This is a genomic window from Amycolatopsis sp. NPDC051903 (genome assembly GCF_044452505.1).
Classification (GTDB): Bacteria; Actinomycetota; Actinomycetes; order Mycobacteriales; family Pseudonocardiaceae; genus Amycolatopsis.
The window spans coordinates 105,727-130,498 of the sequence record NZ_JBITBT010000015.1; the positions used below are offsets into that span (position 1 = coordinate 105,727).

The following is a 24,772-nucleotide window of genomic DNA, read 5'->3' on the forward strand; positions in this document are numbered from 1 at the left end:
AGCTCGCCATCGTCTGAGCCAGACGATCTTTCAGCGATGTTCAAGATGGGAACAGACGGCTCACTGTGGGTTGTCGTTGAGGGCGCGGACATCCAGGCGGTGGCCACGGCAATGAGCGCGGCGTGTGACGCACTTATCCGTGTGTGGCCATCACCAGAGTAAAGACAGTGGGCGCCTCCGGCACACGGCCGCGCGAGAAGTAGCTGTTCAGATGCATGGGGCCTGGCCTGAAAGGACCAGGCCCCATGTGGCCAGCATGAAACGCATCATTGACGGCTACACACGCTAGGCAAACGGCTTTTTCGAACTTCTGTGCGGGCCCACAAAGGTGAACGTGCAGACTCCGGCTTCATTGGCCGTAACGTCCTACGTCGATCTTGCGACCTGGTTCCGTAGCCGCCACAACAGGTCGGCTTGGTCAGCGGACGACTGGCCATGGTGTAGAGGTGAGCTGCGCGAGAGCACCTGCCACCTCGTGGGGTCGGAGGGTGCAGGTGAACGCGAAAAGAGCAAACAATGCGATCTGGAAGCTGACGGTTCCTGATGGTGTTAAGCCGAAAGGTCGGATTGAGGGCATCCTTAAATTATATGCAAAGAAGGCCAAAGAGGATGACTTGAGTGAGTTGAACCCTGTGCAGCTCAATCAGCCGATTGAGGGCTATCAACTAAGCCTTTATATGCGAAGCACCTTTAGCGATGGCCTTCTCCCGTTTTTGCGTGGCTATCTGCAAAATTCCAGCGACGAAAACTTATTCTATGTTAGAGGGTTTGAGGGCTGCCTGTTCATTGCTAACGGTACGTCGCTGTATGCTATTACGTCGGGCGGTGGTTATCACATCATCACGGACTTTGTCGACTACGGATTTCCGTTCGATACGGCGAAGAAGCTTATTTCAAACAGCTTCACTGCGACTGAAGCCCGTGACCTGATCGGTTCGCGAACAAGCCGATCCGAAACCTACCGACGTGCCTACTCGATATCAAAAAGCGAAGCAATGGATGCCGTCTGGAAGAAACTGGTCGGCAAAATTGATGCAAATCAGGTGCCCGAAAGTGAACTATTTGCAAAGGTTATCGACCCTGATAGGCCGCCGTCAGTTGAAGTCAAGTCTTCTTTTGTTTTGCGCCAGAGGCTTAACCTTCTAGAAGTAACGAAGCTAATAGACGCGATAGAGGCGCTTCCGGAGCCAAGCGATGAGCGCCGTAAACAACTTTCTTTTCTCGACAATGTTTACCCAATTCGGAGCAATAAGAAGCTGACCACGGATCTCACGAGAGTATTCGTCGAGAACATTAGGAATCACCTGTTGGGCGGCGAAGCCCCGGATGTCGATGTGCTCGATCCAAGTGAGATTATCGACTTCACTTCCGGATGTGAATTCAAGCTGGGGCGTGTATTGTTGGGAGATAGCACTCCAGAGTTTAGTGACCTGGTAGAGGGTATTAAGAAGGGCGTCGGCAAAACGCTTGGCGATGAGAATAAATTTCTAGAAAAGTTTCTCGGGTTGCATCTCACGTATAAGAAAAATTCCGATTCGCCGAAGCCGGTTCGTCGGAAGCTGATCGACTTCTTGCATGGGCAGGCTGACTTTGGTGGTCAAACCTATTTTCGGATCGACAAGGTGTGGTACCGCATCTTGGGAGATTTTCTCGATAACCTCAAGCGGGATTTCATCGAAGAAGTATTCAACGCTCCCGCTCCGATACTTTTGGGTGCGGAGGTGGAATTCTTACCATGGGTAGGTGGCAAGGAGGACGAATTCAATCTTCACCAGGCGGATGTAGATGGTTTCTACTTTGGCGACAAGCTATTTGCTAAGCATAGTGGAGGCAAGATTGAACTCTTTGACTTGCTTAAGGTTGACGATGCTGCCAAGTGCTTATTTATTATTCAGACTAAGAAGGACTTTGGTAACAGCACGAGAGATGCTTGCGCTCAGATTCTCGGTGCCTCTGAAGTTATAGAGAGTGACCTAAACAGTGGCTGCAACGTGCTGAGGTCATACTTTAGGAATGAGTGGAGTTTGGCTGCGTCAAACAAAGGCGTTAAACTCTCGACCTTTCTTAAGTGGTTTACTAAGTATCAGCGAGTTTACGTTGTGCTGTGTGCGACTGGGAAAGGATTTGTGGTGGAGGACTTTGAGAGAGGTCGACTGCGATCGCACATCGCGCGTCGCGAAGTACTCGCAACTCGAAATGAGATGAAGCGCAAGTTATTAACGTTCAAATTGGCGCACACGAAGTATAGTGATTCGTGAAGGTGAGAAGTAAGGGGCGCTCGGGCACGATAAATCCGAACGCCGCTTACCTGACTGACCTGTTGGTCCGTGTCAAATGTTGAACCTATGAAGGTCCTCGATTTCACTGGGTCGAGTTGATTCTGCGATGTCGATGATCTCGCCGAACTTGGGGCCGAGCTCGTACCGTGCGGCTATTTCTGGCATGGCTTCGCGCCACTCATCAGGTATGCGCCACCCGGCCTCCCAGGTGCCGTCAGGCCGCTTCTGAGCAGCAAACGCAAAACCGAGTTCGAGCCACCTAAGGCGGCGGTCTTCCGGTGTCATACCCTCTAATTCTTCCTGCCAGGTCCGCTCGGTCGGAACCCATTGCACGCCCCCGGGGTCAATGGGCAGTGCCCTTAGCGTGTCAATGTCGGCCAGAATTTTATCTCCATCGTCTTTGGCGCGGCGCCGCTCTTCCGGCGACTTGGTTCGTGCCACGTTCGACATAGCCTTGCCGTACTCACGTTCAAGCTTGGCGATTTCGTTTGCATGGTTGGTCGGCGGCAATACAACACGTTCTCGAACGGGAACCTTCGCAAAGACCTTGTAGAAGGCCTGCTCAGCGAGCGGCTCAATCTCGTCGGCTCGCATTGCCGGACCGTGCTTGCGTGTCGGGCAACGCCAGTATCGGTACTCGTACTGGGCGGTGCTTCCATCGCTGAGGGTTCGCTCTTGGTGGGCGATGCGGTGCCAGAGGGGCTCAAAGCACACCGGGCACGCCAGGATCCCGGAGAACGCGTAAGGCTGGTTGCTGCCGCGCGCCTTCCTTCGCGCCTTCTCCTCCAAGCGAGCGAATATCTCGGCTTGCTCGGCGGGCTCGAAGATGCCGAACTCTACGAGGATCGGGTTTAGCAATAGTCGACGGAGAGGGGTTCCATGCCACGGATAGTTTTTAAGTTCAACCATCGCGGGATCCTCTCCTCTCCGCTCTGCTGAGAGCTGCAATTGCCTGTCCCTTGGAGTTACGACTTTCTGTTCCGTCAACCAATCGCACATTTCGGTGAGACTTTTGCCTGCTCGTGCTTGCTTGGAAAGAGCTTGGAGAATCTTCACTGCAAACGGATCTAGGCCGAGAATCCACCCGCCCCCGCTCGGGAGTTCCACTGGCATCGTGCCGTAAGGGTGACCTTCACCCGACCAGCGGCCAGCTTCCTTGAGCGCGGACTTCGACGCGCGGAACCGCTCTTTCATGCGCTCCCGCTCCATGCGAGCAAACGCGGCAATGAGCGTGATCATGAACTCTGACATCGAATTGCTGGAATCGATGCCCTCAGCGATGCAGATCAGCCGCTTTCCGCGAGCCCTCAGCCACTCAAGCAGGTTCAGCGCGTCCATCACGTTGCGCACTAGCCGGTCGAGCTTGGAGACAACCAACGTCTTCCACGGCTTCGGCGGTGCGTCCGACAACCATATCTTCAGGCCGTCCCGCTTGTGCGGTTCCAGGTCCCCGGAGACGTGCAGGTCTTCGACGGTCTTCACGACGGGCACGCCGTAGGCGTTCGTCCAGCGGTGTGTGTCGTGGATCTGGATCTCGCTGGACATGCTCTCGTCCGTGTAGTGCGACTGTCGGGCGTAGCACACCGCCGCGTCGTCATCCGGGCTGAACGGGATTACGGGTGGCCGTTCACTCATCTGCTTCTTCAGACGCCGTCGATTCCGGGGTGTCGATGCGCTCATGGTCGGTATCCTCGCTGGTAGATGCCGTGATCAGTGTAGTTCGTTGACGCACTTCGTGGGACCACGAGGTCGAGAACAACTGGGCCGGCGACATCTCTGAGAACAACGACGCCGTCGCGCAGTTCCTCGTGCGCCGCGCCAACGCGTTCCGCGCGTGGTGGGAGCACCAGCCCGTGCGCACCACGCAGCTGCCGAACGGGCCGGACGTCCAGGTGTACCGCCGCTTCCAGTACGGCGACCTGATCCGCTTCAACGTCCTCGACACGCGCCAGTACCGCGACGACCAGGCCGCGGGCGACGGCACGAAGGCGCCGAACCCCGAGTCGCTCGACCCGAACCGCACGATCACCGGTGCGGCGCAGGAGAAGTGGCTGCTCGACGGCATGGCCGAACACTCCGCGCGCTGGGAGGTACTCGCGCACCAGACGGCGATCGCCCAGCTCGACACCGCGGCGGGCCCGGCCGTGCTGGTGCCGATGGACACGTGGGACGGCTACGTCGCCTCCCGCAAGCGCGTCCTCGGCGGCGCGCAGGAACGCAAGGTGCGCAACCTCGTCAGCATCGCGGGCGACCTGCACCGCAGCGTCGCTTCCGAGCTTCGGCCCGACTACGCCGACCCGAACTCGCCGGTGGTGGCGACGGAGTTCGTCGGCACGTCGATCACGTCCGGCCAGGACGGTATGGACCTCGACCCGGGCGGCCAGACGATCCTCGACGAGAACCCGCACGTGAAGTTCGGCAACTTCCAGCGCGGCTACGTGCGCTGCGACGTCACCCCGCGCGAGTGGGTCGCCGACTACCGCGTGGTCGACAAGGTTTCGATCCCGAACGGCAAGGTCACCACGCGCGCGAAGCTCATCGTCGAAGACCGCGTGCCCGCCATCAACGTCCACTGAGGAGTATCCCCATGCAGCGACGTCACCTCGTGGTGGCCGCGGCCGCCGGCGCCGCGGTGCTCGGCGTGGCGCTGGCGACCGCCGCGCAGAGCAGCCCGGCCACGAACGCCACGCAGATCAAGCTTTCCGCGTCTCCGTCACAGGTGCAGGTCGTCGGCCTGCCGTGCCTGCCCAGCGCCCTCACGGTCGGCATGACCAACACCGGTAACGGCTCCGTGTACGCGGACATGGAGCTGTCCGCGCCGAAACCGCTGGTCCTCGACCGGCGCGTCTTCTCGTCGTGGCTGCCCGCCGCGGAACCCGACCGGCCCGTGACGGTGAAAGTCGGCGTCACGGTCCCGCGCGACGCTCGGCCGGGCCACTACACCGTCGGCCTTTCCGTGGACCACAACGATTTGCGGGTGCCGGTCGACGTCCTCCCCTTGCCCGGCAAGGGCCCCGGCGACAACCTGCTCCTCGGCGAACAAGCCGTACCGTCCTCCACGAACGGCAGCTTCTCCCCCTGCGGCGCCGTCGACGGCGACGCGAACGGCGACCACTGGTCCACCAGCACCGGCTGGAACGACGGCACGAAGTCGGTGTTTCCCGACGACTACGCCGTCACCCTGCCCACCGCCACGACCCTCTCCCGCGTCGTCACCGACACCCTCGACTCCGCCAAGTACCCGGCCCCCAAGTACGGCCTCCGCGACTTCGACGTCCAAGCCCACGTCTCCGGCGCCTGGGTCACCGTCGCCTCCGTCCGCGGCAACACGGCGGGCTCCGTGACGTCGACCTTCGCCCCCGTGCAGGCGGACGGGGTGCAGATCGTCGCGCTGGACTCGAACGACCACGCGTACTCGCGGATCGTGGAACTGCAGGCTTTCTCCAGCTGACGCCCGGTTCCGCGTGAATGAAGACGACCGCGGCACGGGCTCGAACGAGAGCGACCGCCGAGCCGGGAAGTGTCAGAAGGCCAACCCGATCACGATCGAAGCGACGATCGCGAGCAGCAGGCCCACCAGGCCGTAGCGGAAGGGATGGCGGCGCCACGGCGTGTTGACGTCCAGGGCGATCCGGCCGGAGCCCGCGAGGAGGATCGCGAGGGCCAGCACCGCCAGCGTCAGCTCGAACTCGAAGCCCTTGCCGCTGCCCTCGAAGAACCCGCCGTCCAGCTTGGAGACGACGACGCTCAAGCCGACGCCCAGCAAGCCCGTCGCCGCGAGTGGGGTCAGGAAGCCGAGCACCAGGAGGGCGCTGCCGCCGACCTCGGTGACGCCCGTGACCCACGACAGCAGGCCGAGGCCGCGCGTGAAGCCGTAGCCGTGGAGCACTTTGGCGAAGCTGTCGAGGCCGGGGCCGCCGAAGGCGCCGAAGACCTTGATCAGGCCGTGCGCTCCCATGGTCGCCGCGACGATCAGGCGGAGGAGCAGGAGCGCGACGTCGGCGCCGACCTGTTCGTGACGAACCGAAGAAGTCGTGGTGGACAAGGAAATCCGGTCGGAATCGGTCATTCGTCCTGTCCTGCGGAGGAGTTCCGGTTGGCGTTTCCCAACCTACCGAATTCACCGCGTCCGAATTCGGCTCAGAACGCTGTGGCCAGGCACATCACCGTCGCCCCGTGATCAACGTCGCACGAAGATCAACGGAGCTCCTGGCCCGAGAGAAAGTGCCGCAGCGGCGTTCGACAATCTCATGTGGACAGACAAGTCGACACCGCCGAGAAAGGACCACCGGGGTTACGCCGGGACGGGCTCCGGCTGGTTCTTCCGCCGAACATCCGCCACGCGAAGGCCCGTCACCAGACCGGTGAGACCGCGATGGGTGCGCGTGAAGATCGCGAACAGCCCGCTGACGAGGATCCACAGCCCCGTGAACGACGTCTCCTGCCCGCTCGCCGTGCTGATGCCGACCGCGATGAAGTAGCCGCCCGAGCCGAACACGAAGCGCACCAGCATTTGCAGCACCGACGGTTTGTCGTCGTCCTTGGTCACGACGGTCAGGAGGACGGCGCGCTGGCCGACCGTCGCGCCGGTGCCGGCCAGTGGCACGAACAGCAGCAGGACCACGGCGGGCAGCCATTCGCCGAGGGTGGCGTCGAGCAGGGGGGTGCCGCCGTTGCTGAGGACGGCGTTGAGGCCCTGCGGGTCGCGCAGGTACTCGATCGCGCGGACGAGGACGTTGAGCGCGACGCCGAGCAACGTCACCGCGATCAGGTCCAGCAGCATGCCGAACAGGCGCCGGCCGCTGCGGACTGGGCGCGGGGCCTTCGCGTCGAGGCGCACGCGCGGGCGGCCGAACACCGGTGCGACCAACGCGCCGACCGCCGCGCCGACGGTGTTGGACAGCAGGTCACCGGTGTCGAACAGCCGGTACGGGCACTCGACCAGGAACCACACGCCGGTGAGCTGCGTCGTCTCGATGAGCAGGGACACGAAGAACCCGCCGGCGATCGCGACGGCCGTGTTCTTCTCGTACAGCCGCCGCAGGAACACGCCCCACGGCACGAAGAGCGCGACGTTGAACAGCACCTGGCGCAGCGCCGGGTTGTCGAGCAGCCCGGTGTTGAACTGCTTCATGTCCGACAGGAACTGCAGCGGGTTGAGCACGGGGTGGCGCAGCGATTCGTGGCTCGCGCAGTAGGCCGCGTCGACGACGGGTTGCGGCAGGAGCGTGTACGTGACGAGCGCGCAGCAGTAGACGAGGAACCCCAGCGCCGCGATCGCGCGGCCCGGCCCGAACTCGCCGCGACGCCGGTAGCTGATCACGGCGTACGGCACCACCAGCACGAACGCCAGCCCGAACCCGATGAACAGGGCTACCAACGTCGGCCCGCTCCACTGTGTCACTGACCCCTCCACCTCCGTAGGCGCGGCCGAGGTTAGCGAGGCCCGATCGGACCAGCCGGACGAGGCGCGCCGCCGGATCGGGTGGTCTCCGGTCGCGCTGCGTGATGGACGGGCTTTCGTGGGCCCCGGGCGGCGGGCGCAGTAATCTGCACGCGGGAAGAGAGGAGCCGTCGTGGACGACGACATCGAGGACAACGCCGACACCGGCTTGCTGGACCCGGAGGACACCCTCGAGGACCGCGACCCGTACGACGAGGGTTACTCGCCGCCGGAACGCCCGCTCGAGGTGCGCGAATGGGGGATGACCGCCGCCGAAGAGCTCGCCGGCGAGAGCTGGGAGGGCCGTCTCGCGCGCGAACTCCCGGACCTCGGCGCGGACTCCGACGGCGACCTCCTCGGCGACACCACGGACACCGACGGCGAACTCCTGGACGACGAAGTCGGCGACACCCGCGCCGGCCGCCTGGTCGCCCAGGACGCCGGCTTCGGCCCGGACCTCGACGACGAGCTCTACGCCTCCGACGCGGGCATCGACGGGGGCGCCGCGTCGGCCGAAGAGGCCGCCGTGCACGTGATCACTCCGCGCGACTGAACCTGGTTGTGGGGCCTTCTTTCACGCCTTCGTGCGCTTGGGCTTTGCTCTAGCGGTCTGCCCTGGAGCCGGCAGTGCTGCGGCGCTGCCGGGCGGTGGTGAAAGGGACGTTCACGATCACCAGCGCGGTCTGCGCAGCAGCAGTGGCACGAGATTTTGTGGCTGCGCGAGGAATGAAGGGGACCTTTACACCTTCGCGCGGTTCGTGTTGCGAATGGGTTGCCGATACGGCGGTGGTGACTCGGTGTGGCGGCCAGGGGTGAAGGGGACCTTCACGACAGACCTCGGGGGTGACTTGCGGCCTTGGCTCGCTGCGCTTGGTCTGTGCAGCGACCGCGGCGGTGAAGGGGCCCTTCATTCCTTGGCGAGATGAGTTGCCGTGCCGCAGGCGCGGTTCGTAGTGACTCTGCGCAGTGGTTGCGCGTGTGGAGACGATCTTCACCTCTGCCCGAAAGGCCTTGCCGCCATGCCCTCCTCGACCCAGATGGAGGAGGGGAGGACGTAGGGGCGCAGGAGCTCCATGAGTTGGGCGTCGCCGTGCTGGTGGAGGGTGTGTTCGGCCAGGCGGCGGGCCGTGCCGGCCAGGAAGTCGGCGATTTGGACGCGCGGGTCGGTGCGGGAGTCGACGAAGTGGATCGACCGCGCAGGGCCTAGGAGCGTCGCGAGGCGGGCTCGGGTGAGTGAGGGCTGCTCGTCGTGGATGACGGTGGTCGGGTGCCAGTGGGTGATGGTGTCGGCCAGGGCCGGCATGAGCGGGTCGAGCGGCGGGACCAGCGCGGGATCCGAGTGGAGGCGGTCTCGGAGCGCGGTCAGGTGTGAGCGGGCCTGAGCGAGGAGTTCCTCGGCCGCGGGCGGCATCGGATGCGGTGCTGGTGCATCGTTCGTTGCGAAGAGATCAGCGAGTGGTCCCGTCGCACCGGCCCGGACGCTGGAAGGACCAGCGAGCGGTCCCGTGGTGTTGTCTTGGAACTCGGATACGTGAGTGAGTGGTGCCTTTGTGCCGCGTTCGGCACGGGAAGGACCGGCGAGCGGTCCCGTCGCGCTGTCCTCAACCTCGGACATGCGAGCGAGTGGTCCCCTCGTGCCGCGCTCGGCGCTGGATGGACTGGCGAGCGGTCCCGCGGTGTTGTCTTGGTACTCGGATACGTGAGTGAGTGGTGCCTTTGTGCCGCGCTCGGCGCTGGACGGACCGGCGAGCGGTCCCGTCGCGCTGTCGTCGACCTCGGACATGCGAGCGAGCGGTCCCCTCGTGCTGCCCTGGGCACCGGAGGGATCGGCGAACGGTCCCGTCGCGCCGCCGTGGCGTGGGGAGAAATCGGCGACCGGTCCCATCCCTTCGCCCGACGTCGTGAAGAACGTAGCCAGCGGCACCAGCACGTCGGCCTGGGTGAAGAACTGCTGCGGGGTCAGGCCGGGGCGCCGGGGGGACCGGTGGAGCAGCGCGGTGAACGATCGCAGGAACTCGCCCCACCGCCGCTCGCCGGCGAAGTGGGGGCCGGCGCGGTGCAGGGCCTCGGCGCGGGAGTCGGGGCGGCGCGCGAGGCAGTCCGGATAAGAAACCCGGTCGACGAGCAGGTCGACGACCTTCCCGGTCAGGAACAGGGCCTTGTCGACCAGCAGCACGCCGGCCCGGTCGACCAGCGGGCCGGACGGGCCCAGGAACCACACCAGCGCGGCGCGGTTCTTGGCCCGCAACAGGTGGTTCGCCTTGTACTCCACGGCCGGTGACCGGATGCGGGCCCGCAGTTCGGCCACGCAAGCCGAAGCCGCCGAGGTGTCCAGCCGCACGCCGGCGTGCGCGAACACCGCGGTGTTCGCGCCGACGAGGTTGTCGCCTTCCGAACCGGACTCGTCGCAGGCGAGGGGGCCTGGCACGGAACCGATCCTGCCAGACGGGGCAATCCCGTTTTCCACAGTGGACCGAACGGCTCACCCCAGCGTGAACGGATCCCGCGTCCCGCCGGTGAGTTCCACCCACACCGCCTTCTCCTCGAGGTACTCGTCCACCGCGTGCACACCGTTCTCCCGCCCCCGTCCGGAGTTCTTGAAGCCTCCGAACGGAACCGACGGCGCCACCACGCGGTAGGCGTTGATCCACACGCTCCCCGCCCGGATCCGGCCCGCGACGCGGTGCGCGCGGTGCACGTCCTTGGTCCACACCGCGCCCGCCAGGCCGTAGGGCGTGTCGTTCGCCAGCTTCACGGCTTCGTCCTCGTCGGTGAACGTCAGCGCCGCCAGCACCGGCCCGAAGACCTCTTCGCGGAACACCGTCGACGCCGGGGTGACGCCCGTCAGCACCGTCGGCTGGACGAACAGCCCGCCCAGCCCGGCGTCGGCCGCGCCGCCGTAGGCCACGGTCGCGCCCTCCGCCCGCGCGGTTTCCAGGTACTGCAGCACCTTCTCGTACTGCGGCTCGTTCGCCACCGGACCCATCTCGGTCTCCGCCGCCGTCGGGTCGCCCAGCTTGATCCGCGCCGCGCGGTCCGCCACGAGCCGCACGAGCTCGTCGTGGACGTCCGCGTGCACGATCAGGCGCGAGCCCGCCATGCACGTCTGCCCGGTGGCCGCGAAGACCCCGGCGACGATCCCGTTCGCGGCGGCCTCGAGGTCGGCGTCCGGGAACACGACCTGCGGCGACTTCCCGCCGAGCTCCAGCGTCACCTTCACGAGGTTGTCCGCGGCCGCGCGAGCCACCGCGCGCCCCGTGGCCGTCGAACCCGTGAACGCCACCTTGTCCACGCCCGGGTGCCCGGCCAGCGATGCGCCCGTTTCGCGCGAAAGCCCGGTGACGACGTTGACCACCCCCGGCGGGAACCCGGCCTCGGTCACCAGCTCCGCGAACCCGAGCGTCGACACGGGCGCGTGCTCGGAGGGCTTCACGACGACCGTGCAGCCCGCCGCCAGCGCGGGTGCGAGCTTCCACGTCATCAGCAGCAGCGGCGAGTTCCACGGCGTGATGGCCGCGACCACGCCGACGGGCTCCCGGCGCGTGTACACGAGGTAGTTGGGGTTGGGCGACGGGATCTGCCTGCCCTCGATCTTGTCGGCCAGGCCCGCGAAGTAGTGGTACCAGCCGCCGAGGGCGGTGAGCTGGCCGAGCATCTCGCGCAGCAGCTTGCCGGAGTCGTTGACCTCCAGGCGCGCGAGCCGCTCGGCGTTGGCGGCGATGAGGTCACCCAGGCGGCGCATCAGCGCGGCACGGGTGAAGCCCGTCGCCGAGCCCCATTCGCCTTCGAGGGCGGCGCGGGCCGCCTGCACGGCCGCGTCGACGTCTTCGGGGCCGCCGTCGGGCAGCACGGCCCAGGGTTCACCGGTGTAGGGGTTGCGTGATTCGAACGTCTTGCCGCTGATCGCGTCGACGGCTCGGCCGCCGATGAGCATCTTGAAGTGTTCGGCCATGACCTCTCCTCGTCTCCACTGGGACCGTACGTCCGCGCAGGCCGAGGGCGCCAGACCCGCAGCATTCAGTCCACAAAGGACCATGTGACGACGATCACGCGAACGCGGCCGTCGGGTGCGCGGTGAGGCCACCACGCTCCCGACGGCCGGGCGGTCGGGTGCCGGGGCGGTGATCCCAGTGCACGGCTCCGGCGTGCGCCGACCTGGTGGGTGGAGCAGGCTGGGAAGATCACTTCGAACCTAACTCACCCCGCGGGCGGCCTGGCAGTACTGTCCCCGATCGTGTCGGGGTGAACCCGGCCGTCCCCCGCGGCGATCCGAGCGGCAGGAACCGAAGATGAGCGACAACACCGGCGCCCCTCTCGGCGCGCCGTGGGCGCAGCAGCCGTCCCCCGTCCCGCCGCCGCGGCCGCGGGAACCGCCGCCCGAACCGGAGAAGCCGAAGAAGCGCCCGCTGCGCGCCGTGCTGCTCGCGGTGGGCCTGGTCGTGCTGCTGGGCCTGGTGGGGGTCGCCGTCGGGCACTACGCGTGGGGTCCCAAGACGCCACCCGCTCCGGCGAAGGTCGTCAGCGCGCCCCCGCCGCCGTTCGACGTCGCGGCGGCGGTCGCGAAGGTGAGCCCGGCCGTGGTGAACATCGACGTGGAGCTGGGTCTCGAGGGCGGCGGCGCCGCGGGCACCGGGATCGTCCTGAGCCCCGACGGGCTGGTGCTCACCAACAACCACGTCGTCGAGGGCGCCACGGCGATGCACGTCACCGACGTCGGCAACGGCCACGGCTACGACGCCACCGTGCTGGGTTACGACCGCAGCCACGACATCGCCCTGCTCAAGCTCGCCGGCGCGAGCGGCCTCGCCACGGCGACTCTCGGCGACTCGAACGCCGTGCGCGTGGGCGACGGCGTCGTCGCCATCGGCAACGCGGGCGGCGTCGGCGGCCCGCCGAGCGCGTCACCGGGCCGGATCACGAGACTCGGTCGGCAGGTGACCGCGGCCGACGAGGTCACCGGTGCCACCGAGACGCTGCACGACCTGATCCAGGTCGACGCCGACGTCCAGTCGGGCGATTCCGGCGGCCCGCTCGCCGACCCCCGGGGTCGCGTGATCGGTGTGGACACCGCCGCCAACGCCGGGTACGTCTTCGACGAGGGCCTGCGCCCCCACGAAGGGTTCGCGATCCCGATCGCGCAGGCGGCCGACATCGCGCAGCGCATCCGCGACGGCAAGGCGTCGGACACCGTCCACATCGGACCCAGTGCGTTCCTCGGCCTCACCGTGGTCGACGCGGGCAACGGCTCGGGCGCGCTCATCAAGTCGTTGGTGGCGGGCGGGCCCGCGGCCAAGCTGGGGCTCAAGGCGAACCTGCTCGTGGTGGGCATCGACGACAAACCGGTGACGTCGGCGACCGCGCTGATCGCCGTGCTGGACACCCACCACCCCGGCGACCGCCTGCGCGTCACCGTGGCGGGCCAGGGCGGCAAGACGGCGACGGTGACCCTGGTCCCGGCGAGCGGCCCGATCGGCTGATCGTCCGTAGGGTCGGGGGCATGAGCTTGCGGGATCGCGTGGCCCTCGTCACCGGCGGCAGCGGCGGGATCGGCGGTGCGCTCGCCCGCCGGCTCGCCGCCGAGGGACTGAAGGTTGCCGTGCACTATTCGGCCTCGCGCGAGGCCGCCGAAGCCGTGGCGCGGGAGACGGGCGGGATCGCGCTGCAGGCCGACCTCGCCGTGGCCTCGGCCGCTGAGGAACTGGTCACAGCCACCGAAACGAATCTCGGGCCGGTGGACGTGCTCGTGGCCAACCACGGTCGTTCGCGACGCCGTGAGCTGGGTCGGGAGATCACCGCGGCCGACTGGGACGAGACGTTCGCCGTGAACACGCGCGCGCCGTTCCTGCTGACGCAGGCCGTGCTCGGCGGCATGCGGGAACGCGGGTTCGGCCGGATCCTCTACACGTCTTCGGTCGCGGGCCTCACGGGTGGCGTGGTGGGCCCGGACTACGCGGCGTCGAAGGCCGCGCTCCACGGGCTCGTGCACCACCTGGCGCCGCGCGTGGCCGCCGACGGCGTGACCGTGAACGCGCTGGCCCCGGCGCTGATCGAGCGCACCGCGATGCTGCCCGGCGACCCGGGCGATCTCGCGAAGCTGATCCCCGTCGGCCGGCTCGGGACGCCGGAGGAGATCGCCGACTTCGCCCTCGCCGTGCTCGCCAACGGCTACCTGACGAACCACGTGCTGCCCGTCGACGGTGGTCTGCACCCGTACTGAGGGGTTGCGGGGAGGACGAACGGGCACGGTCCGTGTCCGAAGGTCTCGGTTGCCCGGGGTAATGGCAATCGTCCGTTCAGGGGAAGGTGTTGACTAGCGCCGGGTGTCCGACAGCCACTGTGGGTGGTGGTCGCGGCGGTGCACCTCGTGCGGACGGCCCACTGCGCTGTCCTACAGTTCTGCGCAACACGGCGAGCGTGATCGCCGGTTCGGGGAGGGTGGTCCGGAATGGCCGGGTTGAGGACTCGTCACCGCCAGCAGGTGGCCGACGAGGCGCTCGTCCGCTCGTTGTTCGAGGAGCACGGCAAGGCGATGCTCGCCTACGCCACGAGATTGCTCAGCGACCGCGCGGCCGCCGAGGACGTCGTGCAGGAGGCACTGGTGCGCGCGTGGCGCAACCCGGACAGCCTGCTCAACGGCAAGGGCTCGGTGCGTGGCTGGCTGCTGACCGTGGTGCGCAACCTGGTGATCGACAAGGTCCGCGCGCGTGACGCGCGCCCGGCCGAGGTCGCGGAGTCGCCGACGACCGGGCCGGTGGAGAACGACCACGCCGACCACGTCGTCGACTCCATGGTGGTGCTCTCGGCGCTGGAGGGCCTGTCGCCGGAGCACCGCGAGGTCCTCGAGCAGATGTACTTGCACGGCCGCACCGTGACGGAAGCCGCCGAGAAGCTGGGCATCCCGCCGGGAACGGTGAAATCCCGTTCGTACTACGGGTTGCGGGCGTTGCGCGAGAAGTTCCAGGACCAGCGCGTGGGGGCGGCGTGATGAGTGAGTTTTCCGAGCACGCGGATCTCGCCGGCCACGTCGCCGGTGACCTGCCGCCGGAGGAGAAGCAGGCGATCGAGGCGCACCTCGCCGGCTGCGCGGACTGCCGCGCGGAGGTCGAGTCGCTGCGCGAGATGCAGGAGTTCCTCGGCGAGGTGCCGCCGGAGGCGCTGCTGGACGGACCGCCCGACGGCGGTGACTTGCTGCTGCAGCGCACGCTTCGCCAGGTGCGGTCCGAGGCGCGCAGTTCGGCCGGGCGCGGCCGGTTCCTGGCCGCCACGGCCGCCGTGGTCGTCGCCGCGGCCGCGATGGGTGTCGGGGTCGTCGTCGGCAAGTCGGGCTCTTCGTCCGGGCCGGCGGTCGCCGTTCCGCCGCCGCCCGCACCGGTGCCTTCGTCGGCGTCCAGCACCGTGCCCGGCACGAAGTTCATCAGCGGCACGTCCGGCGACGCCCGGCTCACCGCGAGCATCGTGCCCGCCGCCGGCTGGGTGCGCGTCGAGGCCGCGGTCACGGGGATCCCGGCGGGCGAGAAGTGCCGGCTCATCGTCGTCAGCAAGAACGGCGACCGCGAAACCGCGGGCAGCTGGCTCGTCTCCCCGAAGGCGGTCCACGACGGTGCCGACCTGAACGGTTCGGCCCTCATCGACCCCGCTGAGGTGGCCTCGATCATGGTCGAGAATACCGACGGTCACCGCTTCGTGGAAGCGAACGTCTGACCTTCGGCGCTTCCTGCCCCGCCCCGTGGTGCGTTCGGGCAAACCGGGGCAGGGGCGTCCACTTCGGACGGTCGGTGGACTACGCGAACCGGGCGTCGAGCCAATTCCGGACGTGCTGCCACGGTTCGTCGGCCGGGTCGATCACGCGGAAGTGGTCCACGCCGGGGAGTTCGACGTAATCCACGGTGTCGCCGGCTTCCCGGGCGGCGGCCACGTACGCGCGGCTGTGCTCGACGGGCACCCGGACGTCGCCGTCACCGTGGACGATCAGCTGCGGGACGCCGAGCGGGACGGACGTCAGCGGTGAGGCGGCCGGGTCGGGTTCCGGGAGGAACAGGCTCGCGGCGCCCTCACCCAGGCCCTCGACCGCGCTGCGCGGCACGTCGGTGATCGGGGCGAGGCCGACGACGCCGGACAGGCCGGCGCCCGCCAGCAGCGCCAGGTGACCGCCGGCGGAGTGGCCGATCGCGACGGCGGGCTTTCCTGCCGCCGCGGGCACGACTGCGAGGCCGGCCCGCACGTCGTCGAGCGTTTGCGGCCAGCCGCCGGTGTCGCCGTCGATGCGGCGGTACTCGAGGTTCGCGACGAGCCAGCCGGCGGCGACGAGGTCGGCCGCGAGCCCGTCCATGAGGTGCAGGTCGCGCTGGGCGCGCCACCAGCCGCCGTGCAGCAGGTGGATCGTGCCGCGGCCGGTTTCGCCGTGGACCTCGATGTACTGGCTCGGCTCGGTGCCGTAGCGGATCGTCCTCATGCGCCCATTACTTCAGCAGCGCGTGCACCTTCGCAAGGCCTTCGTACGAAGCGCGGTACGCCTCGTACAGCCGCGACAGGTCCTCGCGCGGCTCGAACACGCGCTCCACGGCCACAGTCGCGGCGGCCGCGGCTTCCACGTCGGCGTGGCGCTTCACCCCGACGGCTCCCAGCAGCGCGGCCCCGAGCGCGGCGCTGTCGTGGACCCGGAGGCGCTCGATCGGGCGGCCCAGCGCGTCGGCGTGCAGCTGCGTCCACAGGTCGCTGCGCGCGCCGCCGCCGGAGAACGTCAACGACGGCAGGCGAAGGCCACACGCCTCCTCGACGCGTTCCAGAACGTGCCGTGCCGAGAACGCGACTCCGGTCAGAACCGCGCGCGACAGGTCCGCCTGCGTGGTCGACGAGCTGAGGCCGAGGAAGCTGCCGCGCACGTCGGCGTCCCACAGCGGTGCGCGTTCGCCTTGGAGGTAGGGCGTGAAGACGATCCCGGACCGGCCGTTGTGCGCGGATTCGAACACCTCCGGCACGGCCAGCCCCGACACCCGGCTCCACCACCGCACGGCGTCACCGGCGGCCTGCGTCGGTCCGGCGTGGACGGTGAGGTCGCCCCGCGGCGGGAAGGTGACGATGCCGGGCGCGGACGTGCTCTTGTGCGACGCGCCGGCCACGACCAGCGACGTCCCGCACGAGATCATGCCCCGGCCCGCCTCCGTGGTGCGCGTGCCGAACACGGCGCCGAACGCGTCCATCGTGCCGACGACCACGGGCGCGCCGAGTTCCGCCGACGTCCCGAGCACCGCCTCGGGTTCCAGCAGCTCCGGCAGCCGCTCCCCGAGCCCGTCCACGAGCGCGACGGCCTCGGGCAGGTAGCCGCCCGCGCCCGCGATCCGCACCCCCGACAGCTTGTCCGTCGCGACGCGGCCCGTGAGGCGTGCGCCGATGAAGTCCTTGGGGCTCAGGATCCACCGCGCCCGCGACCACTCGTCCGGCCGGTGCCGCCGGAACCACGCCGCCCGCGCGCCGACGAACGACGCGTCCAGCGCCACCGGCCCGCCCCAGATGCGCAGCTTGTCCTCGGGCGTGAACCGCGCGTCCAGCTCACGCGCCTCCTCCGCGCACCGCTGGTCCTGCCAGATCACGGCGGGCGTCAACGGCGTCAGCCCCGCGTCGGCGAGCAGGTGCGTGTTGACCTGGCTCACGATCCCGGCCCCCGCGACCACGGCGCCGGGCAGTCCGGAAAGGACGGTGCGGATCGCCGTGACGCAGCCGCGCCACCAATCCTCGGGATCCTGCTCCGCCCACCCGGGCCGCGGCCGCCCGATCGGATAGGCGACGCTGTGCACCCCGCGCACCCGCCCGTCACCCGCGAACGCGGCCACCTTCACCGCGGTCGTGCCGATGTCGATGCCCAGCAGCACCTCGTTCTCCATGGGAGACATTTACCAAATTCGGGCTGTGGTTGGCTGCATGAGACGCGCCACTGGAGTGGTGTGGTGGGTTTCCGGCTCGGTGTGGCAGGCGCAGGCGGAGCTTTCTTCGGTTGGCCGCACGGCGAGCGCCCGATCTTCTGACGCCGATGCCGATGCGGATCTCTTGCGTTCGGGTGCGGCCGCTCCGGAGGCGGATATGCCCACAGCTGAAACCCGGGCAGCACCCCGATCCTTCACGCTAACGTCGACCCCATGACCACACCGGGGGAACTCTGGCTGCGCGAATACCACGACCGCAAACCGGATTCGCAGTCCGTGTTGATCGGGGCCGGGCGGGTGGCCGGGGACGGGCGGCCGAGTTACGGCGTGTTCGCGGAGCGCGTGGGCGGGGAGCGGCGCGTGCTGGATCTGGGGTGCGGGGACGGGGCGTTGCTGGCCGAGTTCGTCAAGATCGGCACCACCGCGCCGGCCGGAATCGACTTGTCGGCAGGAGAGCTGGAGCTGGCGAGGCGGCGTCCGGAGCTGCGCACCGCCGACTTGCGCCAGGGCCGCGCGCAGGAGCTTCCCTTCGGAGACAGCGAGTTCGACGCCGTCGTGGCGCACATGACGTTGATGTTGATGGCCGACCTCGGGGCGGTCGTCGCGGAGGTGGCGCGGGTGCTGAAGCCGCGCGGGGTGTTCGCGGCGGTGGTCGGTGGGGGCGGGGCCATCGGCGCGAGCGAGGTGTTCTCCGGCCTCGCGAAGCCGATGTTCGACGCCGTGCCGGAAGACCGGCGGTTCCCGGACGAAGGCGACCACCGCACGCGGACGCGGGAGGGGTTCGACGAGCTCCTCGGCCCGGTGGGGTTCGAACCCGTTGTGTGGGAACAGATCGTGATCGAGTTCGACGCGCCGCCCGAGCAGGTGTGGGCCAGGTGCTGCGAAACCCTGTACCCGGTGCACACCCTCGACGACGCGCAGCTGGCGCGGCTCAAGGCCGAGTTCACCGAGGCGACGCGCGAACTGCTCACCCCCAGCGGGATCCTGCCGGCCGCCGTCCGCCTCAACCTGGCGAAAACCCGCCTGGCCGGGTGACGATCCGCGCTAACGTCTCGGCATGACGTCCGCAGAAGAGTTCCTGCGCAGCTACCACGACCGCCGCCCGGGTGCGTCGTCCGAGCTGACGGAGCGCGGCCGCGTGGCCGGCGACGGGCGCACCGTCTACGAAGTGTTCGCGGACCGCGTCGAGGGCGCGAAAGCCGTGCTGGACCTCGGCTGCGGCGACGGAGCCCTGCTGGCCGTGCTCAAGGACCGCGGTGCCGAAACGGTTGCCGGCATCGACCTGTCACCCGGCCACGTGGACGCGGCCGGCCGCCGCCCCGCGCTGGCCGACGCCGACGTGCGGGTCGGCCGCGCGCAGGAGCTGCCGTTCGCCGACGGCGAGTTCGACACCGTCGTGTCGGTCATGGCGCTGATGCTCATGGCCGACGTCGAGCGGGTCGTCGCGGAGGTCGTGCGCGTGCTGAAGCCCGGCGGCACGCTGGCGCTCGGGCTCGGGGGCGGCGGCCTCGACGCGATGGAGATCTTCCTCAAGGTCGCGCGCCCCCTGTTCGCCGTCGTGCCCGAGGAACGCCGCGTGCCGAGCGTCGGCGACCCGCGCACGCGCACGCGCGAAGGACTCGACGAACTGCTCGGCCCGGCCGGCTTCGAACCCGTTTCGTGGGACCCGATCCTCGTCGACTTCGGCGGCACGCCCGACGAGGTCTGGCAGACGTGCCACGACTCCTACTACCAGATGGCGACCCTCGACGAGACCCAGGCGAAGGGCCTGCGCACCGCGTTCACCGTGGCCACGCGGAGCAGGGTGAACTCCGACGGCCGGCTGAACGCGGCCATGTGCGTCAACGTGGCCGTCACCCGGCTGCGGTCGTGACGGGCGCCCCGAACCAGCGCAGCAGCGCCTTCTCCAGGTCGGCGGTGTCCGGCTGCGCGTCGGACGACGCCCACGCCACGTAGCCGTCCGGACGGATCAGCAGCGCCGTTGCGTCGAGGTCCTCGGTGGCGATGACGGCGTCGACCCGATCCCGCCACGGCCCGGCCGCGGCGACGACCGAGCCGTCCGCGGTCAAGTCGACCAGCACCGGCCGTGCGGCGCGGTACGCCCGCGCGACGGCCTCGGACGCGAGGTTCGGCGCCCACCGGCCGGCGAGCGGGTGCGGGTCGTCGCCGTAGCGCAGGTCGGCGCCCGACAGGAGATCTGCGATGTGCTGCCTCACGTCCTGGTAGCCGAGGAGTTCGCCGAACAGCTCCCGCAGCGCCGTGATCTCCGGCCCCGGCCCGGTCAGCACACCCTGCGCTTGCGTGTGCATCACCACGCGCCGGCTCACGGGCTGCCGTTCGGCCTCGTAGGTGTCGAGCAGGTCCGCCGGCGCCCAGCCGCGCACTTCGGCGGCGAGCTTCCACGCGAGGTTCACCGCGTCCTGCAGCCCCAGGTTCAGACCGGGCCCGCCGATGGCCGAGTGCACGTGGGCGGCGTCGCCGACGAGCAGTACGCGGCCGGCGCGGAACCGCTCCGCGATGCGCGTGTTGCCGCCGGTGACGCGACGCAGCTGGTGCGGTCCGGGGCCGGCCGGGGCCGCGATCGGCACGTCCACGCCCAGCACGCGGCGGATGCTCGCGCGGACTTCGTCGAGGGTGGGCGCCTCGTCGTCGGGGAACTCGGCTTCACTGCGCTCCGACACCGCGATGCGCCGGGGCGCGTTCGGGAACGGCGCCCACACGAACAGGCCCGCCTCCGTGCGGAAGTGCTGGAACGGCGGGACGGTGCCGATCCCGTCGACGCGCAGCCCGCCCGTCGCGGGGTCGACCAGCTCGTCCGGCACGCTCACGTCGACGGTGTAGGAGAGGACCTTGTCCCACGTGACGCCGGGGAACTCGATGCCGGCGAGCTTGCGGACGGTGCTGCGGCCGCCGTCGGCGCCGATGAGGAATTGAGCGTCCACTGTGTACGTACCTTGTGGACCATCGACGGTCACCTGCACCGACTCGCCCTGGGTGAAGCCGGCGACCTCGTGGCCGCGCCGGATCTCCACGCCGAGCGAAAGTGCCCGTTCCTCCAACGCTTTCTCGAGCTCGTACTGCTGGATCGGCAGCACGTACACCGGGTTCACGGGCAGCGTGCTCAGGTCGAGCGGGAACGCGCCGAAGATGTACCGCGGCGCCGGGGCCGGTGCCGGCAGCCCGGTGAGCGGCTCGTACAGGCCGCGGCGGTGCAACAGCGGGACGACTTGGCCGACGAGTCCGTTGGCGCGCTGCTCCCCGCTGCGTTCGGTCAGCCGTTCCAGGACGATCGGCCGGATCCCGGCCAGTCTGAGCTCGCACGCCAGCATCAGCCCGTTGGGGCCGGCACCGGCGATCACGACGTCGATCGCGGGCATGGTTCTCCTCAGAGTTCGACGGTCACCGCGCTGAACACCTCGCGCAGCACCTCGCGGAAGGAAACGGGTGGGTCCGCGCGGGCCCAGTGGGCCATCGCCGCGCGGATCGCCGCGCCCGCCGCCGTGGCGACGAGCAGGGGGTAGAGATCGTGGTCCGCATCGGTCCCGGTGCGGTCGGCGACGGCCCGTGAGAGAGCGATTTCGGCCGCCACGTTGGCTTTCTGGAACTCGCCCTGCAGGGACGGCTCGGCCATCATCAGCTGCACGCCTTGTGTCCACTCCGGATCCGGTGTGGACGGTTTGCCTGCCCGGTCGGTCTGGTCTGCCTCGAACCGCGCGAACGCGGCCTGCGTGATGGCCTCCCAGATGGGCTCGTCCGCGGGCCGCGCACGGACCCGTTCGGCGATGCCGATCGCGCGGTCGTGGTGCCGGGCCGCGATGGCCTCGGCCTTGCTGGAGAAGTAGTTGTTCACCGTGCGCGGCGACACGCCGGCTTCGTTCGCGATGTCCTCGATGGTCACGTTGGCCAGACCGCGCTCGACCGCGAGCCGGATCGCCGCCCACGAAATGGCGGTGCGCGTCTCCTGCCGGCGGCGCTCCCGCAGGCTCGGTCGTTCGGTCATGCCATGACGGTAGCGGAAACTTGCGTGATGCGCAAAGAGTGCGCGACACGCAAGATTGCGAGTTGTCCACAGGGCGGGCGAGTGCGGTCGAATTGTGGATAACTGGGCCTTGACCAGGGGTTTTGTCGGTGGGGGCCGATAGAATGGACTCGGGGTGGCCCCCTGGTAGGGCGGGGCTGTGTTGTGGGGCGGGGCTGTGTTGTGGGGCGGGGCTGTGTTGTGGGGCGGGGCTGTGTTGTGGGGCGGGGCTGTGTTGTGGGGCGGGGCTGTGCCCTGCGTGACCGGCGCCCTGGATGACCCATGCCTGGGAAGCCCGCTTGTGTCGCGTGACCGCGCGCGATGAGAATTGCGTGCCCCGGGCCACCGGTCGAGAAACCGTTACCCTGTCGAGAAACCGTCGTCAGTCCCTCGAGGAATCCTTGCCCCACAAACCTCCGTTGACCGCACGCGCGAAAAAGCCCAGGACCACGTCGGTCCTGGGCTTTCCCGGTCTGGGGTCAGTCGGAAGCGCCCTTGATGGCGTCCTTGACCTTGTCGGCGGCCTGTTTCAGGTTGCTCTTGCCCTGTTCGGCCTTGCCTTCGGCCTGCCACTGCTCGTTGTCGGTCGCGTTGCCGACTGCTTCCTTGGCGCGGCCCTTGAGCTCTTCGGCCTTGTTTTCGGCCTTGTCGTTCATGCGTCGCCTCCCTTCGCACCCCTCGGCTACCCCGTGGGTGCGCGGCGAAACACGAAGATCAGGCAGCGCGCAGCGTCGCCAGCGCCTTGCTCCACGCCTCGACCTGGTCGAGCGTCGTGTTGAGGTAGTCGGTGTGCATGGCGGCCGGCTTGAACTCCGACATGTTCTCGAAGTCGGTGAACAGCGACAGCGCCACCTGGCTGGTGACGTGCGCAACCTGCAGGTTGCTCAGCACGAGGCGCAGCTGCTCCACGGCGCGGACGGCACCGACGGACCCGTAGCCGACGAAGCCGGCGGCCTTGTTGTTCCACTCGGCGCCCAGGAAGTCGATGGCGTTCTTCAGCGGGCCGGGGATGGCGTGGTTGTACTCCGCCGTCACGAAGACGTAGCCGTCGAACTCCGCGATCTTCTCGGCCCAGCGCTTGGTGTGCTCCTGCGCGTACTGGCCCATCGCCGGCGGCAGCGGCTCGTCGAGGTGCGGGAGTTCGAAGTCGAGCAGGTCGAGGAGCTCGTACTCGGCGGTGCCGCGCTGCTTCGCGATGTCGAGGGCCCACTTCGCCACGGCTTCGCCGTTCCGGCCCGGACGGGTGCTGCCGAGGATGATCGCAATCTTGGTCATGTCCGACTTTCCTGGTTCGAGGGGTTTGTCGCCACCGTGTTTCCGCTGCTCGGGGCTTGATCAAGCGGCGTTTGATGACACGTCCGCAATTATGCCCCAGAATGCGGACATGTCAACGAACGAGGTGTGACGGGTCGGTGCCACGGTCGGGTGAATCGGCAGTACCTTGTGTGTGCCCGCGCACACTCGCAGGAGCCAACCGTGACGACTTCTCAGGACAACTTCCCGCTCGTGATCAGGGGCGGACGCGTGCTCGACCCCGAAAGCGGCTTCGACGCCGTGGCCGACGTCGGGATCAGAGCCGGCTCGGTGAGTGTGGTCTCGGCAACACCACTCGACGGCGAGCACGTGATCGACGCGACGGGACTCGTCGTCGCTCCCGGGTTCGTCGACCTCCACAGCCACGGCCAGGCGATCCCCGAGCAACGGCTGCAAGCCCTCGACGGCGTGACCACCGCGCTCGAGCTGGAAGCCGGCGTCACGCCGGTCGCCCTCGCGTACGAGCGGGCCGCGGCGCAGGGCCGCCCGATCAACTACGGCTTCTCGACGTCGTGGGCGCTGTCCCGCATGGCCGTGCTCGCGGGAGCGCCGCTCGACGGCTCCGCCGCGACCGTGCTGGCGCACCTCGGTGTGCCGGCTTGGCGGGCCGAGGCGTCGGCGGCCGAGCGGGCGCAGATCTTCGAGCACCTGTCGGCCGATCTGGCCGCGGGCGCGCTCGGCATCGGCGTGCTCGCCGGGTACGCGCCGCACCTCGGTCCGGCCGAGTTCGTCGCCGTGGCCGAATTGGCCGCGGAAGCGGGGCTGCCGGTGTTCACGCACGCGCGCCCGCTCGTCGAGGCGGATCCGGACGTGCCCGTCGACGGCGCCGAGGAAATCGTGCGCGTCGCCGGCCAAACGGGCGTGCACCTGCACTACTGCCACGTGAACAGCACGTCGGGGCGGCAGGTCGACCGTGTGCTCGGGCTCGTGGAGCGGTGCCGGCTGGAAGGCGCCGAGGTGACGACCGAGGCGTACCCCTACGGCGCCGGTTCGACGGCCATCGGCGCGGCTTTCCTCGCGCCGGAAGTCCTGGCGCGCCAAGGCATCCGGCCCGACTCGCTCGTGCTCGTCGGCACGGGGGAGCGCATCGCGGACGCCGCGCGCCTCGCCGAGGTGCGCGCGAATGACCCCGGTGCGCTGGCCCTGCTGCACTTCCTCGACGAGGACGACCCCGCCGACCTCGCGCACCTCGAAAGCGCCCTGCTCTTCGACAGCGCCGCCGTCGCCAGCGACGCGATGCCGTTGACCTGGACGGGGCCGCAGCCCGATCCGTTCACGTGGCCGCTGCCGCCGGGCGCGCTCGGGCACCCGCGCGGGGCGGGCACGTTCGCGCGCGATCCGCCGCCTGTACCGGGAAACGGGCAAGCTGACGCTCGCCGACGCTGTGGCGCGCTGCTCGCTACTGCCCGCGCAGGTGCTCGACGAGGCCGTGCCTGCGATGCGGCGCAAGGGCCGCCTGCGCGCCGGCAGCGACGCCGACGTGGTGGTCTTCGACCCGGAGCGGATCACGGACCAGGCGTCCTATGTGGACGGGACGCGGCCTTCGGCGGGTATCGTCCACGTGCTGGTGAACGGGTCGCCGGTCGTGCGGGACGGTGAGATCGTGCCGGACGCGCTGCCGGGCAAACCGGTGCGGGGCTGATTACGCGGTCTTGCGGTTGCGCAAGGCCACGGCGGTGCCGACGACGATCGCCGCGAGCACGAGGAACGGGATCGCCGGCCCCGGCCGGTCGAGTGACAGGTTCCCGAAGAAGCCGATCAGCAGCGCGACGGTGAGCGGTGCCCACATGTGATCCGT

At 68.6% G+C, this 24,772-nt stretch carries 23 protein-coding genes and 2 pseudogenes; 13 read left to right on the forward strand and 12 right to left on the reverse strand.

Translation table 11 applies throughout. From position 1 onward, the window contains the following. The first annotated feature begins 494 nt into the window (after positions 1-494). Entirely contained in the window at positions 495-2,258 is a 1,764-nt protein-coding gene (locus ACIA77_RS28155; RefSeq protein ID WP_395888999.1) for a DUF6119 family protein, read from the forward strand. A 72-nt stretch (positions 2,259-2,330) separates the two neighbouring features. Here the strand turns inward: ACIA77_RS28155 and ACIA77_RS28160 are convergent, their stop codons facing one another. Further along, positions 2,331-3,959 (reverse strand): recombinase family protein, encoded by a 1,629-nt coding sequence (locus ACIA77_RS28160; RefSeq protein ID WP_395889000.1) that lies wholly within the window; start codon positions 3,957-3,959, stop codon positions 2,331-2,333. Positions 3,960-4,030: 71 nt separating this feature from the next. On the opposite strand from ACIA77_RS28160, the pseudogene ACIA77_RS28165 reads away from it, so the two are divergent. Both ACIA77_RS28165 and ACIA77_RS28170 read left to right on the forward strand, forming a co-directional pair. After that, a pseudogene (locus ACIA77_RS28165) lies at positions 4,031-4,855 on the forward strand (alkaline phosphatase D family protein); the annotation flags it as partial. Between the two features lie 11 nt (positions 4,856-4,866). After that, positions 4,867-5,730: a hypothetical protein gene (locus tag ACIA77_RS28170; protein WP_395889001.1), complete on the forward strand. Its 864-nt coding sequence runs from the start codon at positions 4,867-4,869 to the stop codon at positions 5,728-5,730. 72 nt (positions 5,731-5,802) lie between these two features. Here the strand turns inward: ACIA77_RS28170 and ACIA77_RS28175 are convergent, their stop codons facing one another. After that, positions 5,803-6,348: a DoxX family protein gene (locus ACIA77_RS28175; RefSeq protein ID WP_395889002.1), complete on the reverse strand. Its 546-nt coding sequence runs from the start codon at positions 6,346-6,348 to the stop codon at positions 5,803-5,805. 225 nt (positions 6,349-6,573) lie between these two features. Beyond that, positions 6,574-7,683 carry a VanZ family protein gene (locus ACIA77_RS28180; RefSeq protein ID WP_395889003.1) on the reverse strand — a complete coding sequence of 370 codons (1,110 nt, stop codon included), beginning with the start codon at positions 7,681-7,683 and terminating at the stop codon, positions 6,574-6,576. Between the two features lie 172 nt (positions 7,684-7,855). Here ACIA77_RS28180 and ACIA77_RS28185 point away from each other — a divergent pair, with 172 nt between their 5' ends. After that, a complete protein-coding gene (locus tag ACIA77_RS28185; RefSeq protein WP_395889004.1) occupies positions 7,856-8,275 on the forward strand; it encodes a DUF5709 domain-containing protein in 420 nt (139 codons plus the stop codon). A gap of 438 nt (positions 8,276-8,713) precedes the next feature. Here ACIA77_RS28185 and ACIA77_RS28190 read toward each other — a convergent pair whose 3' ends face one another. Further along, positions 8,714-10,150: a hypothetical protein gene (locus ACIA77_RS28190; RefSeq protein ID WP_395889005.1), complete on the reverse strand. Its 1,437-nt coding sequence runs from the start codon at positions 10,148-10,150 to the stop codon at positions 8,714-8,716. 54 nt (positions 10,151-10,204) lie between these two features. Next, entirely contained in the window at positions 10,205-11,674 is a 1,470-nt protein-coding gene (locus ACIA77_RS28195) for an aldehyde dehydrogenase (protein ID WP_395889006.1), read from the reverse strand. A gap of 337 nt (positions 11,675-12,011) precedes the next feature. Between ACIA77_RS28195 and ACIA77_RS28200 the strand changes: the two genes are divergently transcribed. The 4 genes from ACIA77_RS28200 (at position 12,012) to ACIA77_RS28215 (ending at position 15,423) form a co-directional block, all read left to right on the forward strand. Further along, complete coding sequence (locus tag ACIA77_RS28200; RefSeq protein ID WP_395889007.1) at positions 12,012-13,199, forward strand: S1C family serine protease; 1,188 nt, start codon at positions 12,012-12,014, stop codon at positions 13,197-13,199. Between the two features lie 20 nt (positions 13,200-13,219). Next, positions 13,220-13,939, forward strand: coding sequence for an SDR family NAD(P)-dependent oxidoreductase (locus ACIA77_RS28205; protein WP_395889008.1), 720 nt, complete (start codon positions 13,220-13,222; stop codon positions 13,937-13,939). Positions 13,940-14,167: 228 nt separating this feature from the next. Further along, on the forward strand, positions 14,168-14,707 hold the full coding sequence (locus ACIA77_RS28210; RefSeq protein ID WP_395889009.1) for a sigma-70 family RNA polymerase sigma factor: 540 nt from the start codon (positions 14,168-14,170) through the stop codon (positions 14,705-14,707). Continuing rightward, entirely contained in the window at positions 14,707-15,423 is a 717-nt protein-coding gene (locus ACIA77_RS28215; RefSeq protein WP_395889010.1) for an anti-sigma factor family protein, read from the forward strand. Before ACIA77_RS28210 ends, ACIA77_RS28215 begins: the two co-directional genes overlap by 1 nt. Positions 15,424-15,502: 79 nt before the next feature. Here the strand turns inward: ACIA77_RS28215 and ACIA77_RS28220 are convergent, their stop codons facing one another. Next, on the reverse strand, positions 15,503-16,174 hold the full coding sequence (locus ACIA77_RS28220) for an alpha/beta hydrolase family protein (protein WP_395889011.1): 672 nt from the start codon (positions 16,172-16,174) through the stop codon (positions 15,503-15,505). A 7-nt stretch (positions 16,175-16,181) separates the two neighbouring features. Further along, positions 16,182-17,603: an FGGY-family carbohydrate kinase gene (locus ACIA77_RS28225; protein ID WP_395889012.1), complete on the reverse strand. Its 1,422-nt coding sequence runs from the start codon at positions 17,601-17,603 to the stop codon at positions 16,182-16,184. Between the two features lie 252 nt (positions 17,604-17,855). Here ACIA77_RS28225 and ACIA77_RS28230 point away from each other — a divergent pair, with 252 nt between their 5' ends. Then, a complete protein-coding gene (locus ACIA77_RS28230; protein WP_395889013.1) occupies positions 17,856-18,677 on the forward strand; it encodes a class I SAM-dependent methyltransferase in 822 nt (273 codons plus the stop codon). Positions 18,678-18,699: 22 nt separating this feature from the next. Further along, positions 18,700-19,515, forward strand: coding sequence for a class I SAM-dependent methyltransferase (locus ACIA77_RS28235; RefSeq protein WP_395889014.1), 816 nt, complete (start codon positions 18,700-18,702; stop codon positions 19,513-19,515). Here the strand turns inward: ACIA77_RS28235 and ACIA77_RS28240 are convergent. Both ACIA77_RS28240 and ACIA77_RS28245 read right to left on the reverse strand, forming a co-directional pair. After that, positions 19,496-21,019, reverse strand: a complete 1,524-nt coding sequence (locus tag ACIA77_RS28240) for an FAD-dependent monooxygenase (RefSeq protein ID WP_395889015.1) — start codon at positions 21,017-21,019, stop codon at positions 19,496-19,498. The two genes, ACIA77_RS28235 and ACIA77_RS28240, sit on opposite strands and share 20 nt — an antisense overlap. A gap of 8 nt (positions 21,020-21,027) precedes the next feature. Further along, positions 21,028-21,642: a TetR/AcrR family transcriptional regulator gene (locus ACIA77_RS28245; protein WP_395889016.1), complete on the reverse strand. Its 615-nt coding sequence runs from the start codon at positions 21,640-21,642 to the stop codon at positions 21,028-21,030. Positions 21,643-21,804: 162 nt separating this feature from the next. Between ACIA77_RS28245 and ACIA77_RS28250 the strand changes: the two genes are divergently transcribed. Continuing rightward, a complete protein-coding gene (locus ACIA77_RS28250; protein ID WP_395889076.1) occupies positions 21,805-21,939 on the forward strand; it encodes a hypothetical protein in 135 nt (44 codons plus the stop codon). A 200-nt stretch (positions 21,940-22,139) separates the two neighbouring features. Here ACIA77_RS28250 and ACIA77_RS28255 read toward each other — a convergent pair whose 3' ends face one another. Together ACIA77_RS28255 and ACIA77_RS28260 are read right to left on the reverse strand one after the other, a co-directional pair. Beyond that, on the reverse strand, positions 22,140-22,316 hold the full coding sequence (locus ACIA77_RS28255) for a CsbD family protein (protein WP_395889017.1): 177 nt from the start codon (positions 22,314-22,316) through the stop codon (positions 22,140-22,142). Positions 22,317-22,374: 58 nt separating this feature from the next. Further along, on the reverse strand, positions 22,375-22,935 hold the full coding sequence (locus tag ACIA77_RS28260) for an NADPH-dependent FMN reductase (RefSeq protein ID WP_204093964.1): 561 nt from the start codon (positions 22,933-22,935) through the stop codon (positions 22,375-22,377). Positions 22,936-23,166: 231 nt separating this feature from the next. Here ACIA77_RS28260 and ACIA77_RS28265 point away from each other — a divergent pair. Continuing rightward, positions 23,167-24,249 (forward strand): annotated as a pseudogene (locus tag ACIA77_RS28265) (amidohydrolase family protein); the annotation flags it as partial. A 109-nt stretch (positions 24,250-24,358) separates the two neighbouring features. Next, positions 24,359-24,616: a hypothetical protein gene (locus ACIA77_RS28270; protein WP_395889019.1), complete on the forward strand. Its 258-nt coding sequence runs from the start codon at positions 24,359-24,361 to the stop codon at positions 24,614-24,616. Here the strand turns inward: ACIA77_RS28270 and ACIA77_RS28275 are convergent, their stop codons facing one another. After that, positions 24,617-24,763 carry a hypothetical protein gene (locus tag ACIA77_RS28275; RefSeq protein WP_395889020.1) on the reverse strand — a complete coding sequence of 49 codons (147 nt, stop codon included), beginning with the start codon at positions 24,761-24,763 and terminating at the stop codon, positions 24,617-24,619. Positions 24,764-24,772 lie beyond the last annotated feature (9 nt).